The sequence below is a fragment of the Acinetobacter sp. Colony158 genome (assembly GCF_019264745.1).
In the GTDB taxonomy this organism is placed as follows: Bacteria; Pseudomonadota; Gammaproteobacteria; order Pseudomonadales; family Moraxellaceae; genus Acinetobacter; species Acinetobacter ursingii.
In genome coordinates this window covers 2,496,157-2,521,108 of the sequence record NZ_CP078523.1, presented here as the reverse complement: position 1 = coordinate 2,521,108, position 24,952 = coordinate 2,496,157, and the positions used below count along the sequence as shown (strand labels likewise).

Below are 24,952 nucleotides of genomic sequence, written 5' to 3'. Positions count from 1 at the left end.
CATCCCATTAAGCTTTTACCGCGAGACGCAATTCTGTCTCATGATTTATGACGTTGAATCCTTTAATTTTTACAAACAGGAAGAGTGGTAAAATCAATCCATAAATAGTAACTATGCTGGTCTTTCGTTAAAGCTAMATGTAAAGCATGCAKTGCCAATTGATGCATATTGATKAGATGGATCATCCSTTGGTAAMAGGGCAAGCTTTTMAATAAATATCTTTTRTCCTGTTTCRACYATGRGAAAAATGCTTTGAAATTATTGAAATGAGARCACTTGTATCAAACATCGATACAGAATAATGCAGTACTATTCAACATTAGGACTAGAATTGTGATTTTGGTGTGGTAACTCAACTGATGACTCTATTCCTCTTATTTTTGAAGTCAATTTCTTATCCGCGATTCTGGTTAACTCATGTTTTGTCGTATTCTTTTCTATGGTTACTGATCTGAGCTTTAAGATGCTTATCAGACAGATTTATAACAAATTTAGCCATAATTTTATGGTATATTTTTATTCCGAATCAACATTCCGTAAAATATACCTTTAAAAATAAAGACATCCTAAAACGATATCGGACACACATGGGGAGAGTTTAAACCTAATGATGTTTAATGTTTTTAGGATTTCATCGGACAAGGTCAAATAGAGAGATGGTGCGCTCAGCGGGACTCGAACCCACGCCACAGGCTTCGGAAACCTGTACTCTATCCAGTTGAGCTATGAGCGCATGCGAGGCACATCATAGGCAAAAAAACGCATGGGGTAAAGTAAATAAGTAAGACTAATTGCATTTATGTTTAATTAATCATCACTTTAAAATAAATTTAAGTGCCCCGTACATCTTTTGCACCCTATAAAGTGAATGACTATCGTTGCAAATTTAGTTTGATTAAATCCTATTAATACACTTGGCTTATGTTTTCAGATCGATCAAAATACCGCTATTATTTCGTATTGTGAGATTTTCATGACTGATGCATTGAAGTTACACGATTTGTCCAAGACATATCGCAATGGATTTCAGGCACTTAAAGGAATTGATTTAACCGTTCCTGAAGGCGAATTTTATGCACTCTTAGGACCAAACGGTGCAGGCAAATCAACCACCATCAGTATTATTAGTTCATTGACCAAAAAAACCTCTGGCACGGTCGAGATTTTTGGACATAATCTGGACACTCATCCTTCTCATGCCAAACAATGCCTCGGTGTCGTTCCCCAAGAATTTAACTTTGGTCAATTTGAGAAAACCTTTGATATTCTCGTCACTCAAGCGGGATATTATGGCATTCCGCAAAAACTGGCAGAACAACGTGCAGAACTTTATCTTGAAAAATTAGGACTTTGGGAAAAGCGTAATATCCAGTCACGTATGCTTTCTGGCGGGATGAAACGCCGTTTGATGATTGCCCGTGCCATGATGCATGAACCCAAATTATTGATTCTAGATGAACCTACTGCGGGGGTTGATATTGAACTTCGACGTTCCATGTGGGATTTTCTGGTCGAAATGAATAATAATGGAACGTCTATTATTTTGACGACCCATTATCTCGAAGAAGCAGAAATGCTCTGCCGTCGAATTGCTATTATTGATCGAGGCACGATCAAAGAAGATACCTCTATGAAAAACTTCCTGAATCAACTCAGTGAAGAATCTTTTATTTTTGATCTCGCTTATCCAATTGAACCCTTAGATAACATTAATATTATTGGTGTTCGATTTAACCAGATTGATCCAATGACTTTAGAAGTCACTATGGATAAAGCTCATTCGCTCAATGATCTTTTCCAGCTTTTAGAAGCTCAAGGAATCACTGTTCGAAGCATGCGTAACAAATCTAATCGCCTTGAAGAACTCTTTGTCAAAATGGTCGAAAAGAATCTTCAGGGAGCAGCATCATGAATTTCACCCAATTACAAACCGCACTCTGGACATTAGTTCGTAAAGAAATTCGTCGTTTCATGCGGATTTGGCCTCAGACCCTATTGCCACCTGCGATTACCATGAGTTTGTACTTCATTATTTTTGGTAATCTCGTCGGTTCGCGTGTGGGACAAATGGCTGGCTTTAGCTATATGCAATTTATCGTTCCTGGCTTGATTATGATGGCAATTATTACCAACAGTTATGCCAACGTCTCCTCCAGTTTTTTTAGTGCTAAATTTCAAAAAAGCATTGAAGAATTGATCATGAGTCCAGTGCCATTACATCTTATTTTATGGGGCTATGTGATTGGTGGGGTGTGTCGCGGTGTGCTCGTCGGGATTATCGTCACCATTATGAGTTTGTTTTTCACAGACCTTTATATCCATAATTGGTTCGTGACGATCTATACCGTTTTAGTGACCGCTTTTTTATTTTCGCTTGGCGGCTTTATTAATGCGGTTTATGCCAAATCCTTTGATGACATTTCGATTATCCCGACTTTCGTACTTACTCCGCTGACTTATTTGGGCGGCGTATTTTATGCGATTAGTGCTTTGGCTCCATTTTGGCAACATTTATCATTAATTAATCCAATCGTTTATATGGTCAATGCCTTTCGTTATGGAATTTTAGGGCAAAGCGATGTCAATGTGATGCTTTCCCTTGTCATCGTAACAATTTGCTGTGCCGTGTTATATGCGGTCGCTTACTATTTATTAGCTCGTGGTTCAGGAATGCGTGAATGAGTGTTGAACAATCTTTATTGGGTAAAGAAACAGAATATCCTACTGAATATCAGCCCAGTGTTTTATTTCCAATTGCCCGTGCCCTTTCGCGTGAAAATTATGCTGACTTAAAAGGCATTACTCAGGGTTTAGACTGGTGGCATGTTTTTGAATTGTCGTGGTTGAATGGCTTAGGTATCCCACAAGTTGCGATTGGCCGTATTACGCTACCCGCGACTTCAACCAATTTGATCGAGTCTAAATCGCTTAAACTTTATTTTAATAGTTTAAATTTTCATCGGCTCGATTCAAAACAGGATTTAATTGACCTTGTAGAACAAGATTTAAGCCAAGCTGCCAATGCAAAAGTGACGCTTGAATTGTTTGATGTAGATGCGCTAGAAATTACCAAACCTCAAGGCATCTGTATCGACGAGTTAATTCCTGAGCATCTGGAAAATCATCCAAATGCTGGACTTTTAAAACTAGATACAGAACAGCAAGATCATGTGGATGTCACACTATTTTCACATTTATTGCGTAGTAATTGTCCTGTGACAGGACAACCTGACTGGGGCACGGTATTTATACGTTTTCAAGGGCTTAAGCCTTGTTATCGTAGCATTTTGGCGTATATTATCTCCTACCGTCAGCACAATGGCTTTCACGAGCAATGTGTAGAACAGATGTTTGCCGATATCTGGACTCACCTGCAACCCGAAAAGCTGATGGTATATGCAACATATACACGTCGTGGAGGACTGGATATCAATCCATGTCGTGTATCGGATTTGTCATGGATGCCAAACCCTATCCGATTGGCTCGACAATAAAACGAATAATTGAGGAACTTATATGCCATTTTTTGGTTTTATCCCGTCTGAATCATTGCTTAACAATATTCAAACTGGTATTCAGAAAAAAAATTCAAGTGAACCGCTTTATCCATTACGTGATGAAGTTGCTTTACAGATTAATGATGAAATTCTGGATGCAATTTTGCTTGAGCTCGTCCGTCGTTTTCCTGAAAGTGATAAGCGTGAAACAGCCGAAAAACTGGCAGGCTATGTCAAATCAACAGTTGCTGTTCTACTTAAACAACTATTAAGTAAAGCACCGAACGATGTGGTTAAACAATCTATCGAATTTTCTGAACATAGTTTACATAAAGACCCAGAAGGTCGTTATCGAGTCGGTGAAGATCTTGATCCGACACTGGTGACCAATCTTAAAAATAGCTTTGCTGAAATCAAAGCAGGAAACGAGGTCGATCGTCGCGTATTGTCTGAGCAATACAAACAATTTGCTGATGCCACGATTCGTCATTTCATGATTGATTTCAATAAAACCCTAGATTTAGGCATGATCAAACGTAAAGGTGCCGATATTGGCGCAGCAGCGGTGACAAAGGCCGTACATATTGCCATCGATAAGCTCATTCCTCATTTGCACAAAGAGGAAATTAATGCCTTGGCAGAATATCACGACACATTATTTTTCAATTGATTGATCGTTATAATAGAATCTTCATCGAAAACTCGGCAAAAGTCGGGTTTTTTTATTGCAAAATATGGATATACATTGCCTAAAACAGCAGTTATGTTAGCATGCGCCAAGCATTGATTGACCCTGTATAAAATCGCATGTCTCCAAGTTCTCAATACAAATTTTTACGTCAAGCACCCCGTGATGGCTTAAGCACAGCTATGCAACCTTCACGCTTTCAAAAATTACATATTGACCCTTGGCTATGTACTTTTTTAATTCTCAATGCCTGTCTGGGATTGACCGTTTTATATAGCGCCTCCGCACAGGATGTTGGACTGGTCACCAAGCAAGCCATGAGTTTTGGTATCGGATTTGCCGTGATGATCACCTTGGCTCAGATCCCACCCAAAGTTTATCAAGCCTTTTCACCGTATTTTTATGCGTTTGGGGTTTTATCACTGATCTCCGTCATGGTATTTGGCGAAATTCGTATGGGTGCAAAACGTTGGATTGATATTCCAGGGTTTGGAAGTGTACAGCCCAGCGAATTTATGAAAATTGGCATGCCGATGATGATTGCGTGGTTTTTATCACGTAAACCACTGCCCCCAAGTTTTATGAATGTCATCCTCTCTTTGGTGTTAATTGGTATCCCTTTTCTACTAATCGCTGAACAGCCTGATTTGGGAACTTCTGTGCTCATTTTGGCCAGTGGTATGTTTGTACTTTTTCTCAGTGGACTATCTTGGAAAATGATTGGAGCCGCGCTGATTGGTGCTGGCATTATTATTCCAATTGCATGGGAATTTTTACTACATGACTACCAAAGACAGCGCGTACTCACTTTGCTTAATCCTGAAGCGGATGCTCTTGGTACAGGCTGGAACATTATCCAATCTAAAACAGCCATCGGTTCTGGTGGCTTTTCAGGAAAAGGCTTCCTTGAAGGCACTCAATCACATTTACACTTCTTACCTGAAGGTCATACTGACTTTATTATCGCGGCATTTTCAGAAGAGTTTGGTCTGATCGGCGTTACTATTTTAATCCTTCTTTATTTTGCCATTATTTTTAGAACTTTCCAGATCGGTATGAACTGCTTCCATAACTATGGGCGTTTGGTTGCTGGTGCATTAGGTTTGTCCTTTTTTGTTTATGTATTTGTAAATGCAGGCATGGTCAGTGGTATTTTACCTGTAGTCGGTGTGCCTTTACCTTTTATGAGCTATGGCGGAACGGCAATTATTACCTTAATGGCAACTTTTGGACTGGTGATGTCCATTCACACTCATCGTTGATGGGTCACTCTATAATTAGGAAAACTTTAAATCATGTTGAAACTGGTATTGAAAAAACCATTGAAACAATTTTGTCTTTTTAGCGGTTTTCTTGCCGCAGCAGTATGTGCTGAAGCCAATGAATTTATAAATGATCCCAATTACGCAGCATTTAAACAAAAAACCATGTCCAAATATGGTCTAAGTGCCGAACAAATTGATAGTGCGATGAATGGCGCGCGAAACTTACCTAATATTTTAACCATTATGACCCGCCCTGGTGAAAGCAAACCGTGGTATGACTATAAAGCAATGTTTCTCAGCGAAGGAACGATTCAACGCGGTGTACGCTTTAAAAATCAGTATGCAGATGTGCTCAATCGCGCTGAACAGCAATTTGGCGTCCCTCAGTCCGTTATTTTGGGCATTTTAGGGGTTGAGACGGGTTATGGTGCCAATAAAGGCTCTTTCATCACCCGAGATGCATTAGCGACACTGGCATTTGGATACCCACGTCGTGCGGAGTATTTTGGTGATGAACTGAGCTCATTGCTAGCATGGACGTATAAAGAAGGCTATCCAACCAATAGTATTGTAGGTTCTTATGCAGGTGCGATTGGCTATCCACAATTCATGCCAAGCAATATTACCAAGTACGGCGTGGATTACGATGGCAGCGGGCATATTGATTTAAGAAATTCCGCAGAAGATGCCATCGCCTCTATTGCAAATTATCTGGCTCAAAATGGCTGGCAACGTAACCGACCGATCGGATTTGCAGCACGTTATACAGGTTCTAATCCCGACAGTGTGATTGCCAAAGATCTGACCCAGCCCGTTCCCTACGGCACATTAAAAGATCAGGGCGTAACCCCACTTAATCCGATTATCAAAATCGATAATCTAGATCTGGTAAATGTCATTCAACTTCAAGAAAATTATGGGCCTATGTACTATATTACCTACCCTAATTTCCAAGTGATCACGACCTACAATCGAAGCAGAATGTATGCGACTGCCGTGTGGTTATTGGGTACTGAAGTTGCAAGCCGTTAACACTAATTTTTAAATAAAATACAAAAGTCAATAAAAAAATTTGAGCAATCGCTCACAAAAAACGCTTTTTAAATATATTGTTACAATATTGATTATTTATTAACCGTTTTTTGTGAGTTTTTGTCCTTTTTGTAACTTTTTTCTAGCAAAGACTAGACACCATGATTGAGCGCTGAATATTATCCTCCACCATAAAGCAATTGCAAAAGTGAATAATTTAGACACTTTTCGCTTTATTTTTTTAGGAATCCGCCTGAATTAAAAAGCGTTCTTTGTGTCTGTAGGAGTTTAAGTAATGCAGTTTTCGCTAAAATATGCCTTAGCGCTCACAGTCGGACTGGCAGTTACGCAGTCACAGGCTGAAATGATGCCAGCAAGCCCTCTTTCAAATGATACTGAAAGTTCAAGCCTTGCAGCACGTGTGCTAAACAAACAGTCTCAAAGTTTCAATTCACATTTTTCAAATTTGAATAGTCTTTCAATCACCGAAAGTTCTGGTGACAAAATTCGTCGTCAAACCATTGCGGCAAAAATTGAAGTTCCTGAAGATGAGCCTTCAGTGATTGAAAAATTAAATACAGTTGCATCAAACACTGTTCGTAAATTTACGCAAACAGGTGTTGCATCTTGGTATGGTCGTCAGTTTCACGGTCGTAAAACAGCCAGTGGTGATACATTCGATATGAATGAATTAACAGCAGCCCATCGTAGCTTGCCGTTAAACTGTTACATTCGAGTGACCAATAAAGACAATGGTAAAAGCGTTGTTGTGAAAGTTAACGATCGTGGTCCTTTCCATGGTAATCGTGTGCTTGATTTATCTTATGGCGCAGCAAAACGTATTGGCATTACCAGTGCAGGTACTGCTAAAGTCAGCATTGAACGTGTTGATGGTCCAAATTCTTAATCCTTAGCACTCCTATTCACTGCTTTTATAGAGCCGCTTCATGTGGCTCTTTTTTTCATTTTCTAAGATGAAAATTATCTCGACAAGCATTATTTTTTCCTCTCTCAAACGCTTAATTCTGACGTTTTTTGTACAGATTATTTTTATATTTAATTTTATTTTGCTATTTGCTCATCATTTGCGATTAGAGCCATTTAGTTTTAAAAAAGCTACCCTAGTATTGTTTTTATCAAATATTACGTTTATACGCGTTTTAAACGCGCTAATACGCCAAATATTTCGAGCAATTTTACGGTGTGTCGTATTTTTCTTTAAAATTGCATGATTTTGAACGTTCAATTGGACAAGATGACTGGTACATTCAATATGACTTTTGACGCATTTAAAATTCTGGTCTATATTCAATTTTAGAACCGTTTTTTAACATGCAGGGAGTGCATCATGAAAACAATTACCGAATGGTTTGATGAATACAGCGATAGTCATCAAAATAAAATCAACAAAACCATTCACTGGGTCTGCGTTCCTGCTATCCTTTTTTCGATTATTGGCATCATTGCCCATTTTAGTGCTTTACTCACTGCACTGTTATTAGTACTTACCTTAGTTTTTTATGCGCGACTTGATCTTGTACTGGCCATTGCAATGACGGTGTTGATTGCAATCATGGCATGGTTAATTTACATCCTTCCTGTAGGAGTTGGCTTCTATATCGGGGTATTTATCATTGCGTGGATTGGTCAGTTTTATGGCCATAAAGTTGAAGGGAAAAAACCATCTTTTTTCAAAGATTTACAATTTTTACTGATTGGACCTGTCTGGTGTATGGATGCTTATCTCGCAAAAGTATTTCCAAACTGGAAAAGTCGTCAACTACGTTTATCCAATTCATAAACTAGCCTATAAGCTTTAGGCTGATTTCGCCTAAAGCTTATAGCGTATGAAACATAAAATTTAGCGCATAAAAGAACAATAAACTAATGATTACATTATAGATAATTTTTATGCGAAAATAAGCCAATACCACACACAAAATAGCGGCATATAAATAAGCATTTGTCGGAAGCGCTCTAATTTGATTACCCTCAAAAAATACGATTGGCAAACAAATCGCAGTCAACAAACAGGGTGCTGAATATTTCAACATTTGTTCAATAAAGGTTGGTAGTCGAATATGAATATTAGGCGATAAAAAGATATAACGATTAAAAAATACGATAGCAGCTAATGCACAGATCATAAGCCATGTCATTCTTTACTCTCCTCTGCGAAGCGCTCCAGATAAACAGCAGTCACCATTCCCAGCAAACCTGAAATCAAAATTGCACCTTCTACCTGATACATCCGCAAAAGAAAACCACTCAGACAGGTCACCAAAACCGCAGCCACAACTCGGAAGTTTTTAATTAATGGAATAACCATTGCCACAAAGATCGCCACAATTGAAAAGTCCAGATGATAATTCATCAAGTTTGGAACCATATGTGCAAGCAAAATCCCAACAACACTAAACACCACCCAAAACAGGTAAAAACATAACCCCGCACCTAACATATAATCTGGATGACGTTTTTCTGGCGACAGACTCACTGCAAATAATTCATCAGTTAGTAAAAAACCAAGAGGAAGTCGCTGTTTAACGGGTAACACTGAAATGTTATTTCTAAAGGTCAACGCATAAATAAAATGCTGAGAGGTTAGAAAAAATATTGTAATGAGAATAGTCAGTGTTGATGCCCCCTCCATCACCAAACTTAAACTCACCAACTGAGCTGCCCCAGCAAAAACCAACGAAGACATCGCAAAAGCTTTAGCAAAAGACAAACCTGCATTGACAGCCATCGAACCTGCCAGAATCCCCCACGGAATAACTGCGATGGAAAGCGGCATAATTGCCATGACGCCCTGAAAAAAAGGACGCGTCCTAAAAGATGAAGAATCAGGTAAAGACATTGAATACTCATCCAAATTTTGATTTGAAGGTAAATAAATACAAATTATGGACGATTTTAAAGTTGTTGCCTTGTATAAAATTGCTATTCAGTGAGATGAGCTGAGTTTGAATATCTTAGATTGGCGATATATTGAGCAGGAGTTACACCCATCGCCTTTTTAAAATGTCGATTGAAATGACTTTGGTCAGAAAAGCCACATAGCGTTGCAACAGTCGCAATCGAATGTTCCTTTTTAAGCATTTGTCTTGCTTTATGCAATCGTACTTGTACCAACCAACCATGTGGTGGCAATCCTACGTATTTTTTAAATTGACGTAAGAAATGCCACGCGCTCAGACCTGCCAAATTCGCCAATTCAGTTAAACTATAATGATTTTCAGGAGCACTCGCCAATAACTCCTTAATCATTAATATTTTTCTCTGAGCTTCTGGTACATTGACCAAGTTACGCTGATATTGTCCATGACGCGACATAAGGTAAGTTAAAGTAGACAAATACATGCTTTCTTTCAGTAAAACATTCTCTTTTTGCTCAAGCAAATCAAAAAGCAAACACAATTGCTGGGCCAGCCCTTCATCGCGTACTACAGCTTGCGGAAACCACGGCGCTCCGTGCCGATCTACAAAAACATCTCTGCCAATTTCACTCAACATTTCAGGGGTTGGATAAATCGCACGATAACGCCAACCCGACTCCACAGCGGATGAGCCTGTATGAATTTCATCGGCATTGACTAAAATAATATCGCCTTTAGGCGCGATATGCAGCTCACCCGTCCTAAAAAAAGACTGTGCGCCATCTTCAATTACGCCAATACAATAGCCTTCATGCACATGTTTGGAAAATTGTGTCTGGTGATAATGTGCTTTTAGTAATTCTAAGCCACCTAATTCACTAACATGTAAATAGTTGGCTTGTTCTTGCTGCATATTCTGCCTCATTCTGCTCTACAGGCAACCTTAGCATGTACAGACAAACTGTCTAGAATAAAATTGCTGTAAATCACAAATCACTGCGATTTGATTTACTCGATATTTTACTATTCCCAAACATTAAACACTTATTGATAAGTTTGTCCATTATGCTTTAACCAACCATTTTCATGGGTACCACGAGGATCACGATGCGTCCAGTGAATGACTCCACCCTTTGGGTTGTATTCATATTCACCATTAAACTCAACCGTATCGCCTTTTTTTAAATGCTCAATGCGAGGCGCAAGGTCAATATTATGCGCAACTAAAACCGTTAAACCATTCGATAAACTCAGTATAAATTTTTGATGACGAGAACCCTCATGATCATCAGCCAGAACTGCTTTAACTTTACCGCTAGTCTGCACCTGAATATGACTTCGATGCTGTGTAAAGGCATCTGAAATAGCTTGCAAACCTTGTTGTGCTTGAGTTTGGTTATCTTGATTCTGACCCAGCACCACTTGATTTTGCAGTTCATGGTGGGTAGTGTCATTATTTAATCGTGAATTTGGCTTTATAACGGAATACGCATAATAACCCGCTATAAACGCAATGATAGCGATCATTAAATAGTTTTGTTTCTTGCTCATTGTTGTTCTCATCTACTTGTTATGCATCATCTAAATATAAAAAAAGCCCCAAACGGGGCTTTTCTTGGCAAAATAAAATTATTTTGCAGCGGCTTGAGCAGCAGCAACTTCTTCAGCGAAGCTCATTTCTGCTTTTTTCTCAATCCCTTCACCCACTTCGAAACGTACAAACTCAACAACATTCGTACCAGTTGCTTTTAATACATCAGCAACTTTCTTGTCATTGTCGATAACATACATTTGACGATCAAGTGCAACTTCGTTCAAATATTTTTCAACTGAACCAGATACCATTTTTTCAACGATATTTGCAGGCTTACCAGATTCAATTGCTTTTGCTTCAGCAATTTCTTTCTCTTTCGCGATAAGGTCAGCAGAAACTGCTTCAGCATTTACTGCAACTGGATTGAACGCAGCAACGTGCATTGCAATACCTTTACCAGTTTCAGCATCACCTGCATAAGATACTACAACACCAATACGAAGACCGTGTTTGTAAACTGCAAGTGCATCACCAGTGACGATTTTGGCACGGCGAACTTGAATGTTTTCACCAATTTTTTGAACAAGCGCAATACGAGCTTCTTCAACAGTTTGGCCATCAGCTAATTTTAATTCTGCAATTTTAGCAGGATCAATTTCACCTGAAGCCAAAACTGCTTGAGCAACGGCATTAGAGAAATTTGCGAAGTTTTCGTCTTTTGCAACGAAGTCAGTTTGACAGTTTACTTCAAGCAATACTGCTTTGTTACCGTCTTGAACGATTGTGATCGCGCCATCAGCTGCAATGTTACCCGCTTTTTTAGCAGCTTTTGCCTGACCAGATTTACGAAGGTTATCAATCGCAAGCTCAATGTCACCGTTCGCTTCTGTTAATGCTTTTTTGCATTCCATCATTGCAAGACCAGTACGGTCACGTAATTCTTTTACCATGCTTGCAGTAATTGCAGTCATGTTGTTCTCCTAAATCGGTAGAAAATAAATCTGTTCAACAAAAACGGCCCTAAGTAAAACCTGGGCCGTTTGCTTTTCGACGCTTTAATTTGCCACCATTACATGTCGCAAAAATGACAAGCTTGCGTCAAAACGCATTAAGCCTCAGGAGATTCTTTCGCTTCTTCGCCTTTTGCTTGTGCATTCGCTTGAGTTTGAGCGTATTCTTTACCAGCAAGAATTGCATCAGCCATTGCTGAAGCATACAAAGTTACTGCACGGATCGCATCGTCATTACCAGGAATGATGTAATCAACATTGTCTGGGTTTGAGTTCGTATCAACGATACCGATAACAGGAATACCTAAGTTTTTAGCTTCTTTAATTGCAATTGCTTCGTGATCAACGTCAATTACAAATAATGCGTCAGGTAAACCACCCATGTTCTTAACACCGCCTAAAGAACGCTCAAGTTTATCCATCTCACGAGTACGCTCTAACGCTTCACGCTTAGTCAGCTTAGCGAAAGTACCGTCTTGAGATTGAGTTTGAAGGTCTTTTAAACGATTGATAGATTGGCGAAGTGTTTTCCAGTTCGTCAACATACCACCTAACCAACGGTGATCTACATAGGGTTGACCAGCGCGTTGAGCTTGTTCACGGATGATGTTTGAAGCAGCACGTTTTGTACCAACGAACAAAACTTTGTTCTTTTTGCTTGCTAACTGGTTAGCGAAGTTCAAAGCATCATTTAACGCAGGAACAGTATGCTCAAGGTTGATGATGTGAATTTTGTTACGCGCGCCAAAAATGTATTGACGCATTTTTGGGTTCCAGAAACGAGTTTGGTGACCAAAGTGCGCGCCTGCTTGAAGAAGGTCACGCATGCTTACGTTGTATTCTGCCATTTTTCTTTACCTTAAAGTTGGGTTAGGCCTCCATATGTCCAGCATTCTCCACCTTTATAAAAGGCACCCAGAGTAACGTGACGACATATGTGCGGATTTTTCCAGTCCATCAAATTTGTTCGTAAAGGATATTCACGAAAAGCATTTGATAAAATGGGCGGCTATTTATACCATAGACACCTACAAATTACCAAAAGTTTTTAGAGATCATGAATAGTACTTATACAGCCCCTCGCCGATTAATTAAAACTCCTGATGAAATTGAAAAAATGCGCATCGCAGGCAAACTGGCGGCTGAAGTGTTGGACATGATTAAGCCGCATATTGTCCCGGGTGTAACCACGCTTGAACTCGACACCATTTGTCATGTTTATATCGTCAATATTCAACAGGCCATTCCAGCATGTTTGGGTTATGGAGCAGCGCCTGGTCGACCAGCGTTTCAGCATGTTATTTGCACCTCGGTCAACCATGTGGTTTGTCACGGCATTCCTTCTGAAAACAAAGTGTTAAAACATGGCGATATTTTAAATATTGATGTCACGGTGATTAAAGATGGTTATCACGGTGATACCAACATGATGTATGTGGTCGGTGGTGAAACTTCTATTCTGGCAAATCGCTTATGTAAAGTGGCTCAGGAAGCTATGTATCGCGGTATGGAGACTGTAAAAGCAGGTTCTTATATTGGTGATATTGGCTATGCGATTCAAAAATATGTGGAATCTGAACGTTTTAGCGTCGTACGTGAATATTGTGGACATGGTATTGGGACTGTCTTCCATGATGAACCACAAGTCTTGCACTATGGTCAAAAAGGTACGGGGATGCAACTTGAAGCAGGTATGACATTTACCATTGAGCCTATGGTCAATGCGGGTGTCTGGCAGACGAAACTTTTAGGCGATAAATGGACGGTGGTCACTAAAGATCATAAATTATCTGCACAATACGAACATACCATTTTGGTGACTGAAACTGGTCTTGAAGTTTTAACTGCACGTCCAGAAGAAGACTTATCACGTTTTCAAAAATAGTTGAATCCTCATCTTTTCTTCATAAAGGCTACATTTTGTGGCCTTTTTTGTGTATTTTTACAGTATTTATTATGCATATTTTCAAAAAACATACCCAGTATTTCATTTTCATTACATTTATTAATTTTTTTTGAACATTGTAAAAAATAAAAAAGCGTTATGGTGGGCGCATAAAAATTATCTACAAACGTAAATTGGACATGGAGTCCCCTCATGAAAAAGTCTTTGCTAGGAATAGCGACGAGTCTTATTGTACTACCCACTTTATCTTATGCCGACTCACCTTATTTTAGTTTTAAGGATGGCGATGGCTTTAAGCGTTTTTCCGCCTCAATTGGTTGGTTACATGCCATGCCACAAGGAAAAGCCAACAATGTCAATGTGAATACCAGTATTGCTGAAGGAACTACCGCCAAAGTCGGAGAGGTTTCAAAAGATGCTGTACTTGATGCTGCGGTAAAAGATTCAAATCCTCTACTTTATGGTGCTCTGCAACTTCTGCCTTTAGAAACTTTACCGAGCGGTTTATCTGGAACATCAACTATTAATGGATTGTCTAATTGGCAGGCGGATGGAACTGGTCTCGAAGCAGATGATGTTGATACTGTCGGCATGATGTTGAATTACCATTTTACCGATCATGTCTCTCTTGAGGTTAAAGCAGGTATTCCACCCAAAGTGGATATCAAAGGTAAAGGCGATATTTATGCACCCTTGTCAGGATCAGCAGATACTCCATTGGGTTCAATAGATCTTAAAAAAGATATTCACATCACTGATTTAACTCAGGGTGCTAAGGCAGCCTCAGTACGCGCCTGGCTACCTGCCGCAGAATTACATTACCAATTTGGTAAATCAGGTGTAAATAAATTCCGTCCCTATGTAGGTGTTGGGGTGATGTATGCCTATTTTAATGATGTAAAACTGAACTCAGGGATTGAATCAGATCTGGTTGCCGCAGGTCACATGATTCAAAATATTCACGATGGACAAGCTGGTGCAGCATTAGATGGTAAGACATCCTCTGCTGATCCACGAGTAAAGGTCAAAACTACCGATACTTTTGCACCAATTGCAACTTTAGGAGCAACCTATGATTTTAATGAAAATTGGTTTGCTGCGGGTTCAGTGTCTTATTCAAAAATGAATAATGAAGCCAAAATTAGCGTCACTGACAATAATACAGGTAAAGAGTTGATCAATGCGAAAACCAAAATCGATATTGACCCCATCATTACTTATGTTGGTGTCGGTTATCGTTTTTAATCTATTTTACGATTAAAGCAGCTTCGGCTGCTTTTTTTATTAGTGTAACTTTCAAATAATAGAGAGGCTGTATCGAATTTTATAGATTCGTGATCTACAATAGCGCCAAACTATTATTTCTTCGTCGATAAATATGTCCAATCCAAATACTACATTTTCTAAGACCATGATTTATATGCTCATTGGAAGTGCATGTATTTTGGCATTGTCATTAGGTGTACGACATTCTTTTGGCTTGTATTTAGTTCCCATGAGTCACCAGTTCGGCTGGAGTCACCAAGTCTTTAGTCTTGCCATCGCCATGCAAAATTTAATTTGGGGTGCAGTACAACCTTTTACTGGTGCTTTGGCAGACAAATACGGTAGCAAGAAAGTCGTTGCTTGTGGCGGGGTTCTTTATACGCTTGGCTTATTATTAATGGCTTTTAGTTCGACTGGATTATTAATCAATCTCAGCTTAGGCCTGATTTTAGGAATGGCACTTTCCGCAACCTCTTTTTCTGTTTTACTTTCTGCCGTTGGACGAGCAGCCGCTCCAGAAAAACGCAGTATGGCGATGGGAATTGCCAGTGCCGCAGGCTCTTTCGGTCAATTCATTATGCTCCCAACCACCCTATTGTTATTACAACATTTTGGCTGGTCGGCAACTTTAATTATTAGCGCCATTCTAATTGCATTGATTATACCGCTCGCATTGACACTTAATGCCCCTGCTTATCGAGCGCCTAGCTTTAATACTGTTCAACCGAATAAAACCTTTAAAGGAATTTTAACGCTTGCCAAAAACCATAGACCCTTTTGGTGGTTAGCGTTAGGATTTTTAGTCTGTGGCTTTCAAGTCGTATTTTTAGGTGTACATTTACCGGGTTATTTGATTGATCATGGGTTCGATGCCACAACAGGAACTATCTTTTTAGCTTTGGTTGGACTTTTTAATATTTTTGGAACGTATGGCGCTGGCTGGCTTGGCGATCGTTATTCAAAACCTAAATTATTAATGCTTCTGTATGGCTTACGCGGCATCGCGATTATCGCCTTTCTGTTAATTCCGCTTTCTAATATCACCGTTTATGCTTTTGGTATTGTAATGGGGCTACTCTGGTTATCCACCGTACCCTTAACCAACAGTATTGTTGCCAATATGTTTGGTGTTCAATACTTATCTATGCTGAGTGGTATTGTATTTTTCACTCATCAGGTCGGTTCATTTTTTGGTGGCTATCTGGGCGGACTCAATCACGATATGACAGGAAACTACAATGCAATCTGGATGATTTCAATTGCATTGAGTATAGTGGGTGTATGCGTACACTTTTTTGTCACTAAGGAGAGTGTGGTTGATGATTAGTCTAAATTCACTTAAATATCTGGTCGCTTTCTTTGTACTGGCTGCTCTGGTGATGGCAATTTATATGTGGTCAAAAACACCTGAACTTTTTCATTATTTCAATCAGGCATTTTGTCCTCATTAAAATCGGATATTTGTTTATCACAAACACTTAAAAATATATAAAACAAATGGATAGATCAAAAAAAATAATCCATCATAAGCTTTGCATTTTTTCTCATTTCAATATGTTGCAGGTCTTTTCTATGCTTGGATAATTCCCAAATAATTAGAGCGATATTAGATGAGCAGCCTAACGCAACTCTCACAAGCCATTCATGATGCACCACGTTGGCATCAGCCAGAATATTTTCAGCATACAGATGAAATCCAAATTGTGGCTCAGAAAGACCAAGCGTTGGGCGCAGTAGTAACAGGGCTTGATGCAAGCAAGGCTCAATCTGGTGAAACTATTTTTAAACTCAAACGTGCATTGGCCGAACATTTAATTCTTATTTTTAAAAATCAACGTTTAGATGATTTACAATTTTTGGCTTTTGCAAGTTATTTCGGTTCAATTTTCCGCCCAAGTAAAGATAACCCAGTGCTAGGCTATGACTTAGAAACAGGTGTCCCACCCGATGTTGTTCCAGTTTCCAATGCGGTTGGTCAGGGTGATTATACTGGTCACGGTGAACTTGCCCCACATGCCGATCATCAGTGGACACCACTTCCCTCGTTTGGCTCTTTACTGTATGCAATTGAACTACCTCAAGATGGTGGAAAAACTTCATGGTTCAATACCATTGCTGCTTATGATGCTTTGGATAAAGCAACCCAAGCTCATGTCGATCAATTACAACTGATTACTTATAATCCTTTTGTTCGTGCGCAAAGCAATAAAGGCTCAGGCAATTATAGCAATAGTCCTTTGTATCGTTTCAAGGATCAACCCATTTTAGGACATGCGTATCCTCACCCATTGGTACGCACCCATCCAGAGACTGGACGTAAAGCACTATGGCTCAATAGTAAAAGTGAAGTTGAATTGGTCAATTATGATGATCAGGCAGGTGCAAAATTAATTGCAGAATTACGCCAGCATCTGGAAAAACCTGAGTTTCGCTATCAACATCAGTGGGAAACTGGAGATATTGTCTTTTGGGACAATCAAGTGACGTTGCATGCTAGAGAGCCGTTCCCAGCCGATCAAAGACGCTTATTGAAAAGAATTAGCTTGGCAGGCAGTCGCCCCTTTTAATAAAAAATCTAAATTGTCATAAAACGATCAAATTTGTCTGTTTTAATAAAAAGAAAAACAAAACAAAAATAATCAGAGGTCATCGCAAAAAAGCCCGTCAAATGACGGGCTTAATTTTATCCAGACCAATATTTTCTAAATATTCGATCTTAGAACAGACGATTTAAACCATTCAACGCAGCCACACGATATGCTTCTGCCATCGTTGGATAGTTAAATGTAGTTTCCATAAAATACTTCATCGAATTATTTGGACTTTGCATGACTGCCTGCCCAATGTGAATAATTTCAGAAGCATTATTGCCAAAACAGTGAATACCCAAAATTTCCAAAGTATCGCGATGGAATAAAATTTTAAGCTCGCCCACCGTATCACCCGTGATTTGCGCACGTGCCAAATGACGGAACGATGACTGACCAACTTCATAAGGAATTTTTTCTTCAGTCAACTGTTGCTCAGTTTTACCAAAACATGAAATTTCTGGAATGGTGTAAATCCCCGTCGGAATATCGGTTACAGGTTTTACATTTTCCTCGCCACTCATATTGGCACCCGCACAGCGACCCTGGTCATACGCCGCAGAAGCTAGCGAAGGCCAGCCGACCACATCACCCGCTGCATAAATATTTTCAGCTTCAGTCTGATATTTTTCATTGACTGCGAGCTGACCGCGACTGTTCGGAGTCACACCCACGTTTTCAAGCCCCAAACCATCTGTGTTGCCTGAACGCCCATTACACCAGAGAATTGCATCAGCTTTGATTTTCTTGCCACTTTGTAAATGCAGAACCACATAATCATCATGAGTTTCCAAATGATCAATTTGTTCATTATGGCGAATTAATACACCTTGTTCACGCAAGTGATAAGACAAGGCATCTGCAATTTCATCATCCAGATAACTCAGTAGTTTTTGTTGCGTATTAATCAAATCGACTTTGTGATTTAAACCAATAAAAATAGAAGCGTATTCACAGCCAATCACCCCCGCACCATAAATAATGATTTTTTGAATAGTGAAATCCAGATCCAGAATTTTATCCGAATCAAACACACGTGGATGTTTAAAATCTAAACCTTGTGGCTGGTATGGACGGCTACCTGTTGCGATGACTAATTGATCAAATACGATCGTTTCCTTGACCCCTTCAGGATTGAAAACGATGACTGTATTTTTATCCTGAATATACGCGCGCCCATGAAACACATCGATATTATTGCGATCATAGAATCGTGTATGCGTCGCAACTTGTTGTTGGATCACACGATGTGCATTACTTAATACCTGTTTCATAGTGAACTTTTTCCATTCACCGACTTTTTGAAACATTGGATCACGTTGATAACGAATAATACTAGAAACAGTTTGACGAAGTGCTTTACTTGGAATCGTACCAACATGAGTACAGTTGCCACCCAGTTGCTCTCGAATATCCACAATTGCAACTCGCTTACCCGCTTTTGCAAGCTTCATTGCCGCGCCTTCGCCCGCAGGTCCTGAACCGAGAACTACCGCATCATATCTAACGAAATTCCCACTAATGACCTCTTTCTTACGTGGCATTTAAAGCTCCTGTGCAATCTAATTATGCTGCTATTTTATAACAAACTATAGCTAATATGCTGTGCAATAATGTATTTCTCAAGCCAATATCTTTGCATAACGACATTTTTTAAATGAATAGTGAATTTGCCCAATTTACGGCTAAGTCCGTTATAATAGTCAAATGAAATCCTCTCGAATCACAGTGGAACAGTTGACTATGTCTGAAAACCGTAAACCAGAACAGGGTGTAAAGCTACGTGGCGCAGAAAAAGTTGCCCGAATTCCTGTAAAAGTTGTCCCTACGGTTGAAGTCCCGCGTAAGCCTGACTGGATCCGCGTAAAAATGACCGCGCCTGAAGAGGTGCAACGTATCAAAACCACGCTTCGTTCGCAAAAATTACATACCGTTTGTGAAGAAGCTGCTTGTCCAAATCTACCAGAATGCTTTGGTGGTGGTACTGCCACTTTTATGATTATGGGCGATATTTGTACTCGTCGCTGTCCATTTTGTGATGTAGCACATGGTCGTCCGAATGCATTGGATGTAGACGAACCACGTCACATGGCGGAAACGATTGCGAACTTAAAACTAAAATATGCGGTGATTACCTCGGTGGATCGTGATGATTTACGTGACGGCGGTGCGCAACATTTTGTGGATTGCATTAAAGAAGCACGTGCTTTAAGTCCAAATACCTTATTAGAAATTCTGGTTCCAGACTTTCGTGGAAGACTAGATATCGCCCTGCGCATCATGACCGAATGCCCGCCAGATGTGTTTAATCATAATATTGAAACGGTACCACGTCTTTATAAAGCCATGCGTCCTGGTTCAGATTATCAGCATTCTTTAAACCTGCTCAAAATGTTTAAGGAATATTGTCCTGACATTCCAACTAAATGTGGCTTGATGGTAGGTATTGGTGAAACTGAAGAAGAAGTGATTTCTTTATTGAATGATCTACGCGAACATGATGTTGACTATGTCACCATTGGTCAATATTTACAGCCTTCTAAACAACATGCGCCAATTGACCGTTTTGTGAGTCCTGAAGAATTTGAACGCTATGCAGAGCATGGCCGCAAACTCGGCTTTAGAAATATCTGGTCGGCACCCATGGTACGTTCAAGTTACTTTGCAGATCGTCAATATCATGGTGAACCTGTACCAGCAGTTCGTCGTAAAGTGGATCCTGCCAAAAAGATTGCAGTTCAAGCGATCGAAGCTTAACCATTTAATCTAATGGATGAAGACCTTTCATAAATGAGAGGTCTTTTTTTCATCTCTGAAATTTTAAAAGGATGATGGATTGATAACGACTTTTGACATAAGACGATGCGATTGCAAAGCGATGGATTAAAAGAGCGTGCCAGCATCATTGATCTTATTGTTTAAATATAAATTTGAAATGGTATAGTAAAAACACAGTACAAGAGATCATTAAAGATGCTGTTTCATTCTATATTTCAAAAGCTGACCTCATGACCTCTGTTGTTTATTTTTGTCTGATCCCATTATTGGTACTGATTTTTACCGCGCAATTGGTTTATATGCCCTTCACTTTGCTCAGTGTATGGGGTGTTATGCTTGTCACCATGATTTGGCGTTATTCACAAGGTAAAATTGTACCCGTTTCAAAATGGATTACTGCTGCATTTGTCTTATGCTGTCTTGCTGCGATTTATATAAAATTTAAAAGTTTTTGGGGTGTAGAAGCTGGCATCGCGTTACTTAGTACTTGTTTATTTGCAAAGTGTTTGGAAAGTAAAAATATTAGAGATTCATTAATTTCCTTTAACTTTGGATTGTTTGTTAGCGCGAGTTTATTTTTACATAGTCAGTCTTTTGTAATGACATGTGCAGTACTTCTTTGCTTAATTTTTTGTTTTATTGGTTTATATCGGATTCAGACCACAAAATTTTTATCACAACACAATAAAAAAATATCCATAAAAAGCGATTTAAAACATGTGACAAAATTTTTAACCATCGCAGTTCCTTTTTTTATTGTGCTTTTTATTTTCTTCCCGCGCCTCCCCCCACTTTGGCGAGTTCCTATAGCATCTGGTCAAGCTGTCACAGGAATGAGTGATCGTATGTCTCCGGGAGATATTGCTCAATTATCACAATCTTCGGCATTAGCTTTTCGGATTCTTAGTGATCTCAAGCAACTTCCACAACGACAGGATATGTATTGGAGAGCGATGGTACTGGATGACTACGACGGTGCAACTTGGACAAATAACGCGATCAATCAAATACCTGTTCATTATGATAATGAACGCTTAAAAGCCATAGATTATCAATATTTGTCAGCTGATCCTCACCAAACATGGATCATGTCACTGGAACATTCCGTTGCAACCGAGTCCGCATATCAAAGCTATGCAGATGGGAGCATAAAAGCACTTCGAATGGTTCAAAGCAATCAGCCTATTCATCTGAGTTGGATAGGTTCAAAAGATTTTAAATATCAAAATGCTGAAACTAATCTTCAACATGCACAACAGCTTAATTTTCCACTCCAACCCAAAACTCAAATATTGGCTAAACAGCTATGGCAACAAAGTCATGCGCAACCTGAACTTTATATCAAGAATGTTTTACAGTGGTATCGACAACAAAACTTCGTTTATACCCTATCACCTGGAATTTTAAGTGGAAGTCGAACGGATCAATTTTTATTTGAAACAAAAAAAGGATTTTGTGAACATTACGCTTCAAGCTTTGTATTGCTGATGCGTTATGCAGGTCTTCCTGCTCGAGTGGTCATTGGCTATCAAGGAGGGCAAATGGCACCTGATGGTCAAAGTTGGGAAGTTCGACAGTTGGATGCTCATGCGTGGAGCGAAGTTTATATCGATGGAATCTGGCAACGTGTCGATCCAACAGCTGCCATTGCACCTCAGCGTGTAGATGAAGGCATGCAACAATACCTACAACAAAATGATCATATTTGGGGTGAGCAAACAGGTCATTTTTGGAAGCAACAGAATTTTAACTTTGTTAAAAACTTAAGGGTCTGGAGTGATTACTTAGGCTATCAATGGCAAAGTAAAGTTGTAGGTTATGATGTCGATCGTCAGAAAAGTTTTTTATCGAAATTAGGTATTTTTTCTATCTATACTTATGCACTGATCATGATAATAACTATTATCGTTTTGGTTGCGCTGTTTGCCGTGTGGCTTTGGTTTAGAAACATAAAGCAAAGGTCTAGAATTGAGCGTGACATTTTAAAGTTTCAGAAAAAGTTACCACAATCTCTCAAAAGATGCACTAGTGAAACCTTTAAACGCTGGATGTTTAGATTAGCGCAAAATGTTCAACAACAAGAGTCTTTTGATGAAATTATAAAAACATATGAAAAACTGACCTTTTCTGGGCAATCTACACCTGAAGACCATATAAAATTCAAGCAATTGCTTAAAGACTGTTCATCTGAATTAAAGCGTGTAGAAAAAACTTGTCATCCTGCTGAAAACTGAATATGATTGCTCACACTTAGGCGTATAGCTCAGTTGGTTAGAGCGCTACGTTGACATCGTAGAGGTCTCCAGTTCGAGTCTGGATATGCCTACCAAGATATACTGATTTATCAGTAGATTAAAGCCCACCTATAAAGTGGGCTTTTTTTATTGGTAGTATTTGGAATTGAAGAAATCATACTCTAACTGCTTTAGAGTTGTTTAATTAGACTTCATTTATATTTTTTAACGCCTCTATAATTGCTGAAAGCCTAAAGTCCTATTTCCATTGGTAAGCTTCATATGGCAAGCTGGCAATAGTCTCATTTTGCTCATCCAATTGAGCTTTATAGCGGAACTCATGCCAAGTTCACGGCATAAGTTAGGAGCAAGTGTTCCTGATTCAGCTTACTTTAAAATACTTATGTTTAAGCTGTCTGAATATTTAGATATTTTCAAAAAAAATTCTTTAACAGGATTATGCGATTTCCTAATTTTGAATTCAATTATTTTGCATGAGGATTACCTGTTGATCTTATATTAATAACGACTAATCAATAAAAATCTCTTTTTTCATTTTTTCATTATTCCTTAAAATCTGTAATATTGTTACTCCTTTCTTTATATAATTAGAAGCTTCTATAAAAGATTGAACGTTTAATCTAGGATCAATTGTGAAAAGCCAAGCCGTGTATATACGATCGTAAAATCATAGCACTCATGTAGTAAAAAGCTTAAATGCTTCCTGAATACGGCGATAATCTTTTCCACTCTGCACTTTTTACGAATTTTAAATGACCATTTTATTCAATTTTTGTTAAGCGCTAGCATTTTACTGTTCACAAATTATCTTAGCGACCGTCCCACGTAGAGATCGCTGAAAGAACACAAGTAGTTGCACCTTTGGTCCAATATTTTTGACCTTGGTCATTGAGACAAATGATTCCATCACCATCCTGCGACGTATTCTCTATTGGCGTAGCGACTAATGTCCATCCTGTTGCAATAGCAGGACTAGGATTAAATGTTAAACGATATAAAGCAGTCCCTTGTTGAGGTGTGACAGTTCCGCCATATACGTTAGCAACCGTTGCTCCTGCAAAAGATGAATTGCTGTTTTTATATTGCATCATGCTTTTAGCTATATTTAACATTTCCGCCTGCGCATCTGTTCTTTTAGTATGTTGTGCATACTTTTGATAACTTGGATAAGCTATCGACGCTAAGATGGCCACTATAGCGACCACCACCATGAGCTCGATTAAAGTAAACCCGCGATCTATTGAAAATTGATGATGTGCTACCATATCTCGCTCCCCACACCACATCCCGAAAAAGTGATATTTGCTTTGGTTTTATTTTTACATTGAATACCGTTGCTAGTTTTTAAAAAACTATCATTCTTATCATCAGTGCTTAATGCCTTAATTGCCCAGCCCTGCCCCAAAGATGTTGAGTTAATCAACAGAGGATTTCCCTCCGTTTGATCTACAATAGAAAGTATGTATTTCGTAGAAGAGCCATCCACTGGAAGACTAAGCTCTTGTTTATTTTTATTAAAATTTGAAATTAAAACACCACTTGCATCTTTATACAAAAAACTTGCATCAAAGCCTTTATAATTAAAGTTACGGGCTTTGTGTCGTTCTAATTGCTCAGCCAGTTTTTGAATTTCCTGTTGAGTCTGTGCAGCATAAGCTTTTCTTGTATAAACTTGATAACTTGGGAATGCAATTGCAGCAAAAATCGCGACAATTGCAACTGTTACCATCAGCTCAATTAAAGTAAAACCATAGCCGTGGTGAGAGCGTATTTTCCCAGTTTCTTTTTTCATGATATCAACTCGTTTTTGCATAACGTTCATACCATCGATTTGGAATAAATCTGATTGCTCCTCCAGCAGGAACTAAATCTTCTCCTTCTTTACAGCCTGCCCCCTCACAAGGCTTAGTCATATTTGAATCAGGATTTGGCTCTGGTACTATAATCACCCTTCCACCCTTACCATCTGGTCCAACGGTGACACTAACAATTCCAGAACCAAGATTGTAAGTATAGTCAGCATCCTCTGGGCAGACACCTGTTGGCAGACATAATCTCTTCGTAAAACTTTGTCCCTTCACTCCCGCACCACAACCCGATGTTGTACCAGCAAGGGCAGCGTCATACATGGTGACATATAAGCTATTTTGCATTGCGATTAAGGGCGTCAAACCTTTAATCACCGCAGGATTAGCGCTTGCTTTTAAGTATGTTTTTTTGAATGGATAATACCATCCTCCCCATCCCGTTTTTG

At 39.1% G+C, this 24,952-nt stretch carries 24 protein-coding genes, 2 tRNA genes and 3 pseudogenes; 16 read left to right on the top strand and 13 right to left on the bottom strand.

Features of this window, described 5'->3' with window-relative positions; all coding sequences use genetic code 11:
• Nucleotides 1–41 precede the first annotated feature (41 nt).
• Nucleotides 42–281, bottom strand: a pseudogene (locus JR005_RS14885) (IS982 family transposase); the annotation flags it as partial.
• Nucleotides 282–657: 376 nt separating this feature from the next.
• Nucleotides 658–733, bottom strand: a tRNA-Arg gene (locus JR005_RS10165).
• Nucleotides 734–973: 240 nt separating this feature from the next.
• Here JR005_RS10165 and JR005_RS10160 point away from each other — a divergent pair.
• The 8 genes from JR005_RS10160 to JR005_RS10125 all read left to right on the top strand — a co-directional run bounded on the left by JR005_RS10160 (nt 974) and on the right by JR005_RS10125 (nt 8,283).
• Entirely contained in the window at nt 974–1,912 is a 939-nt protein-coding gene (locus JR005_RS10160) for an ABC transporter ATP-binding protein (protein WP_004988582.1), read from the top strand.
• Entirely contained in the window at nt 1,909–2,682 is a 774-nt protein-coding gene (locus JR005_RS10155) for an ABC transporter permease (RefSeq protein WP_004988590.1), read from the top strand. Before JR005_RS10160 ends, JR005_RS10155 begins: the two co-directional genes overlap by 4 nt.
• Complete coding sequence (gene queF / locus JR005_RS10150; protein WP_004988600.1) at nt 2,679–3,494, top strand: NADPH-dependent 7-cyano-7-deazaguanine reductase QueF; 816 nt, start codon at nt 2,679–2,681, stop codon at nt 3,492–3,494. Before JR005_RS10155 ends, queF begins: the two co-directional genes overlap by 4 nt.
• Nucleotides 3,495–3,516: 22 nt before the next feature.
• Nucleotides 3,517–4,167, top strand: a complete 651-nt coding sequence (locus JR005_RS10145) for a hypothetical protein (RefSeq protein ID WP_004988601.1) — start codon at nt 3,517–3,519, stop codon at nt 4,165–4,167.
• A 137-nt stretch (nt 4,168–4,304) separates the two neighbouring features.
• On the top strand, nt 4,305–5,447 hold the full coding sequence (gene rodA, locus JR005_RS10140; protein WP_004988605.1) for a rod shape-determining protein RodA: 1,143 nt from the start codon (nt 4,305–4,307) through the stop codon (nt 5,445–5,447).
• 33 nt (nt 5,448–5,480) lie between these two features.
• Nucleotides 5,481–6,482 carry a lytic murein transglycosylase B gene (mltB, locus tag JR005_RS10135; RefSeq protein ID WP_004988606.1) on the top strand — a complete coding sequence of 334 codons (1,002 nt, stop codon included), beginning with the start codon at nt 5,481–5,483 and terminating at the stop codon, nt 6,480–6,482.
• Between the two features lie 295 nt (nt 6,483–6,777).
• Nucleotides 6,778–7,389 (top strand): septal ring lytic transglycosylase RlpA family protein, encoded by a 612-nt coding sequence (locus JR005_RS10130; protein WP_004988609.1) that lies wholly within the window; start codon nt 6,778–6,780, stop codon nt 7,387–7,389.
• A 441-nt stretch (nt 7,390–7,830) separates the two neighbouring features.
• On the top strand, nt 7,831–8,283 hold the full coding sequence (locus JR005_RS10125; RefSeq protein WP_004988611.1) for a DUF962 domain-containing protein: 453 nt from the start codon (nt 7,831–7,833) through the stop codon (nt 8,281–8,283).
• Nucleotides 8,284–8,320: 37 nt separating this feature from the next.
• On the opposite strand, the gene JR005_RS10120 is transcribed toward JR005_RS10125, so the two are convergent.
• The 6 genes from JR005_RS10120 to rpsB form a co-directional block, all read right to left on the bottom strand.
• Entirely contained in the window at nt 8,321–8,641 is a 321-nt protein-coding gene (locus tag JR005_RS10120) for an AzlD domain-containing protein (RefSeq protein WP_004988613.1), read from the bottom strand.
• Nucleotides 8,638–9,342, bottom strand: coding sequence for an AzlC family ABC transporter permease (locus JR005_RS10115; RefSeq protein WP_004988615.1), 705 nt, complete (start codon nt 9,340–9,342; stop codon nt 8,638–8,640). The genes JR005_RS10120 and JR005_RS10115 overlap by 4 nt, the downstream gene beginning before the upstream one ends.
• Before the next feature lie 83 nt (nt 9,343–9,425).
• On the bottom strand, nt 9,426–10,274 hold the full coding sequence (locus JR005_RS10110) for an AraC family transcriptional regulator (RefSeq protein ID WP_004988618.1): 849 nt from the start codon (nt 10,272–10,274) through the stop codon (nt 9,426–9,428).
• Between the two features lie 131 nt (nt 10,275–10,405).
• A complete protein-coding gene (locus tag JR005_RS10105) occupies nt 10,406–10,912 on the bottom strand; it encodes a DUF3465 domain-containing protein (protein WP_004988620.1) in 507 nt (168 codons plus the stop codon).
• 78 nt (nt 10,913–10,990) lie between these two features.
• A complete protein-coding gene (gene tsf / locus JR005_RS10100; protein ID WP_004988623.1) occupies nt 10,991–11,866 on the bottom strand; it encodes a translation elongation factor Ts in 876 nt (291 codons plus the stop codon).
• A gap of 137 nt (nt 11,867–12,003) precedes the next feature.
• On the bottom strand, nt 12,004–12,753 hold the full coding sequence (gene rpsB, locus JR005_RS10095) for a 30S ribosomal protein S2 (RefSeq protein ID WP_218664990.1): 750 nt from the start codon (nt 12,751–12,753) through the stop codon (nt 12,004–12,006).
• Nucleotides 12,754–12,962: 209 nt separating this feature from the next.
• Between rpsB and map the strand changes: the two genes are divergently transcribed.
• The 5 genes from map (at nt 12,963) to JR005_RS10075 (ending at nt 17,644) form a co-directional block, all read left to right on the top strand.
• Nucleotides 12,963–13,790: a type I methionyl aminopeptidase gene (gene map, locus JR005_RS10090; RefSeq protein ID WP_218664989.1), complete on the top strand. Its 828-nt coding sequence runs from the start codon at nt 12,963–12,965 to the stop codon at nt 13,788–13,790.
• 213 nt (nt 13,791–14,003) lie between these two features.
• Nucleotides 14,004–15,056, top strand: coding sequence for an OmpW/AlkL family protein (locus JR005_RS10085; protein ID WP_004988629.1), 1,053 nt, complete (start codon nt 14,004–14,006; stop codon nt 15,054–15,056).
• Between the two features lie 133 nt (nt 15,057–15,189).
• A complete protein-coding gene (locus JR005_RS10080) occupies nt 15,190–16,404 on the top strand; it encodes an MFS transporter (protein ID WP_218664988.1) in 1,215 nt (404 codons plus the stop codon).
• Complete coding sequence (locus tag JR005_RS15100) at nt 16,397–16,528, top strand: hypothetical protein (RefSeq protein WP_004988634.1); 132 nt, start codon at nt 16,397–16,399, stop codon at nt 16,526–16,528. The genes JR005_RS10080 and JR005_RS15100 overlap by 8 nt, the downstream gene beginning before the upstream one ends.
• Nucleotides 16,529–16,687: 159 nt before the next feature.
• Entirely contained in the window at nt 16,688–17,644 is a 957-nt protein-coding gene (locus tag JR005_RS10075; RefSeq protein ID WP_004988635.1) for a TauD/TfdA dioxygenase family protein, read from the top strand.
• Nucleotides 17,645–17,793: 149 nt separating this feature from the next.
• On the opposite strand, the gene sthA is transcribed toward JR005_RS10075, so the two are convergent.
• A complete protein-coding gene (gene sthA, locus JR005_RS10070) occupies nt 17,794–19,209 on the bottom strand; it encodes a Si-specific NAD(P)(+) transhydrogenase (RefSeq protein ID WP_004988636.1) in 1,416 nt (471 codons plus the stop codon).
• 199 nt (nt 19,210–19,408) lie between these two features.
• Here sthA and lipA point away from each other — a divergent pair, with 199 nt between their 5' ends.
• The 3 genes from lipA to JR005_RS10055 all read left to right on the top strand — a co-directional run bounded on the left by lipA (nt 19,409) and on the right by JR005_RS10055 (nt 22,772).
• Nucleotides 19,409–20,422, top strand: a complete 1,014-nt coding sequence (lipA, locus tag JR005_RS10065) for a lipoyl synthase (protein ID WP_004988637.1) — start codon at nt 19,409–19,411, stop codon at nt 20,420–20,422.
• Between the two features lie 251 nt (nt 20,423–20,673).
• Nucleotides 20,674–22,677 carry a transglutaminaseTgpA domain-containing protein gene (locus JR005_RS10060; RefSeq protein WP_218664987.1) on the top strand — a complete coding sequence of 668 codons (2,004 nt, stop codon included), beginning with the start codon at nt 20,674–20,676 and terminating at the stop codon, nt 22,675–22,677.
• 18 nt (nt 22,678–22,695) lie between these two features.
• Nucleotides 22,696–22,772, top strand: a tRNA-Val gene (locus JR005_RS10055).
• Between the two features lie 211 nt (nt 22,773–22,983).
• Here JR005_RS10055 and JR005_RS15280 read toward each other — a convergent pair.
• The 4 genes and pseudogenes from JR005_RS15280 to JR005_RS10040 form a co-directional block, all read right to left on the bottom strand.
• Nucleotides 22,984–23,115 (bottom strand): annotated as a pseudogene (locus JR005_RS15280) (IS3 family transposase); the annotation flags it as partial.
• Between the two features lie 392 nt (nt 23,116–23,507).
• On the bottom strand, nt 23,508–23,963 hold the full coding sequence (locus JR005_RS10050; protein ID WP_049176189.1) for a type IV pilin protein: 456 nt from the start codon (nt 23,961–23,963) through the stop codon (nt 23,508–23,510).
• Nucleotides 23,957–24,490: a prepilin-type N-terminal cleavage/methylation domain-containing protein gene (locus JR005_RS10045; protein WP_049176362.1), complete on the bottom strand. Its 534-nt coding sequence runs from the start codon at nt 24,488–24,490 to the stop codon at nt 23,957–23,959. The genes JR005_RS10050 and JR005_RS10045 overlap by 7 nt, the downstream gene beginning before the upstream one ends.
• Before the next feature lie 4 nt (nt 24,491–24,494).
• Nucleotides 24,495–24,952, bottom strand: a pseudogene (locus tag JR005_RS10040) (hypothetical protein); the annotation flags it as partial.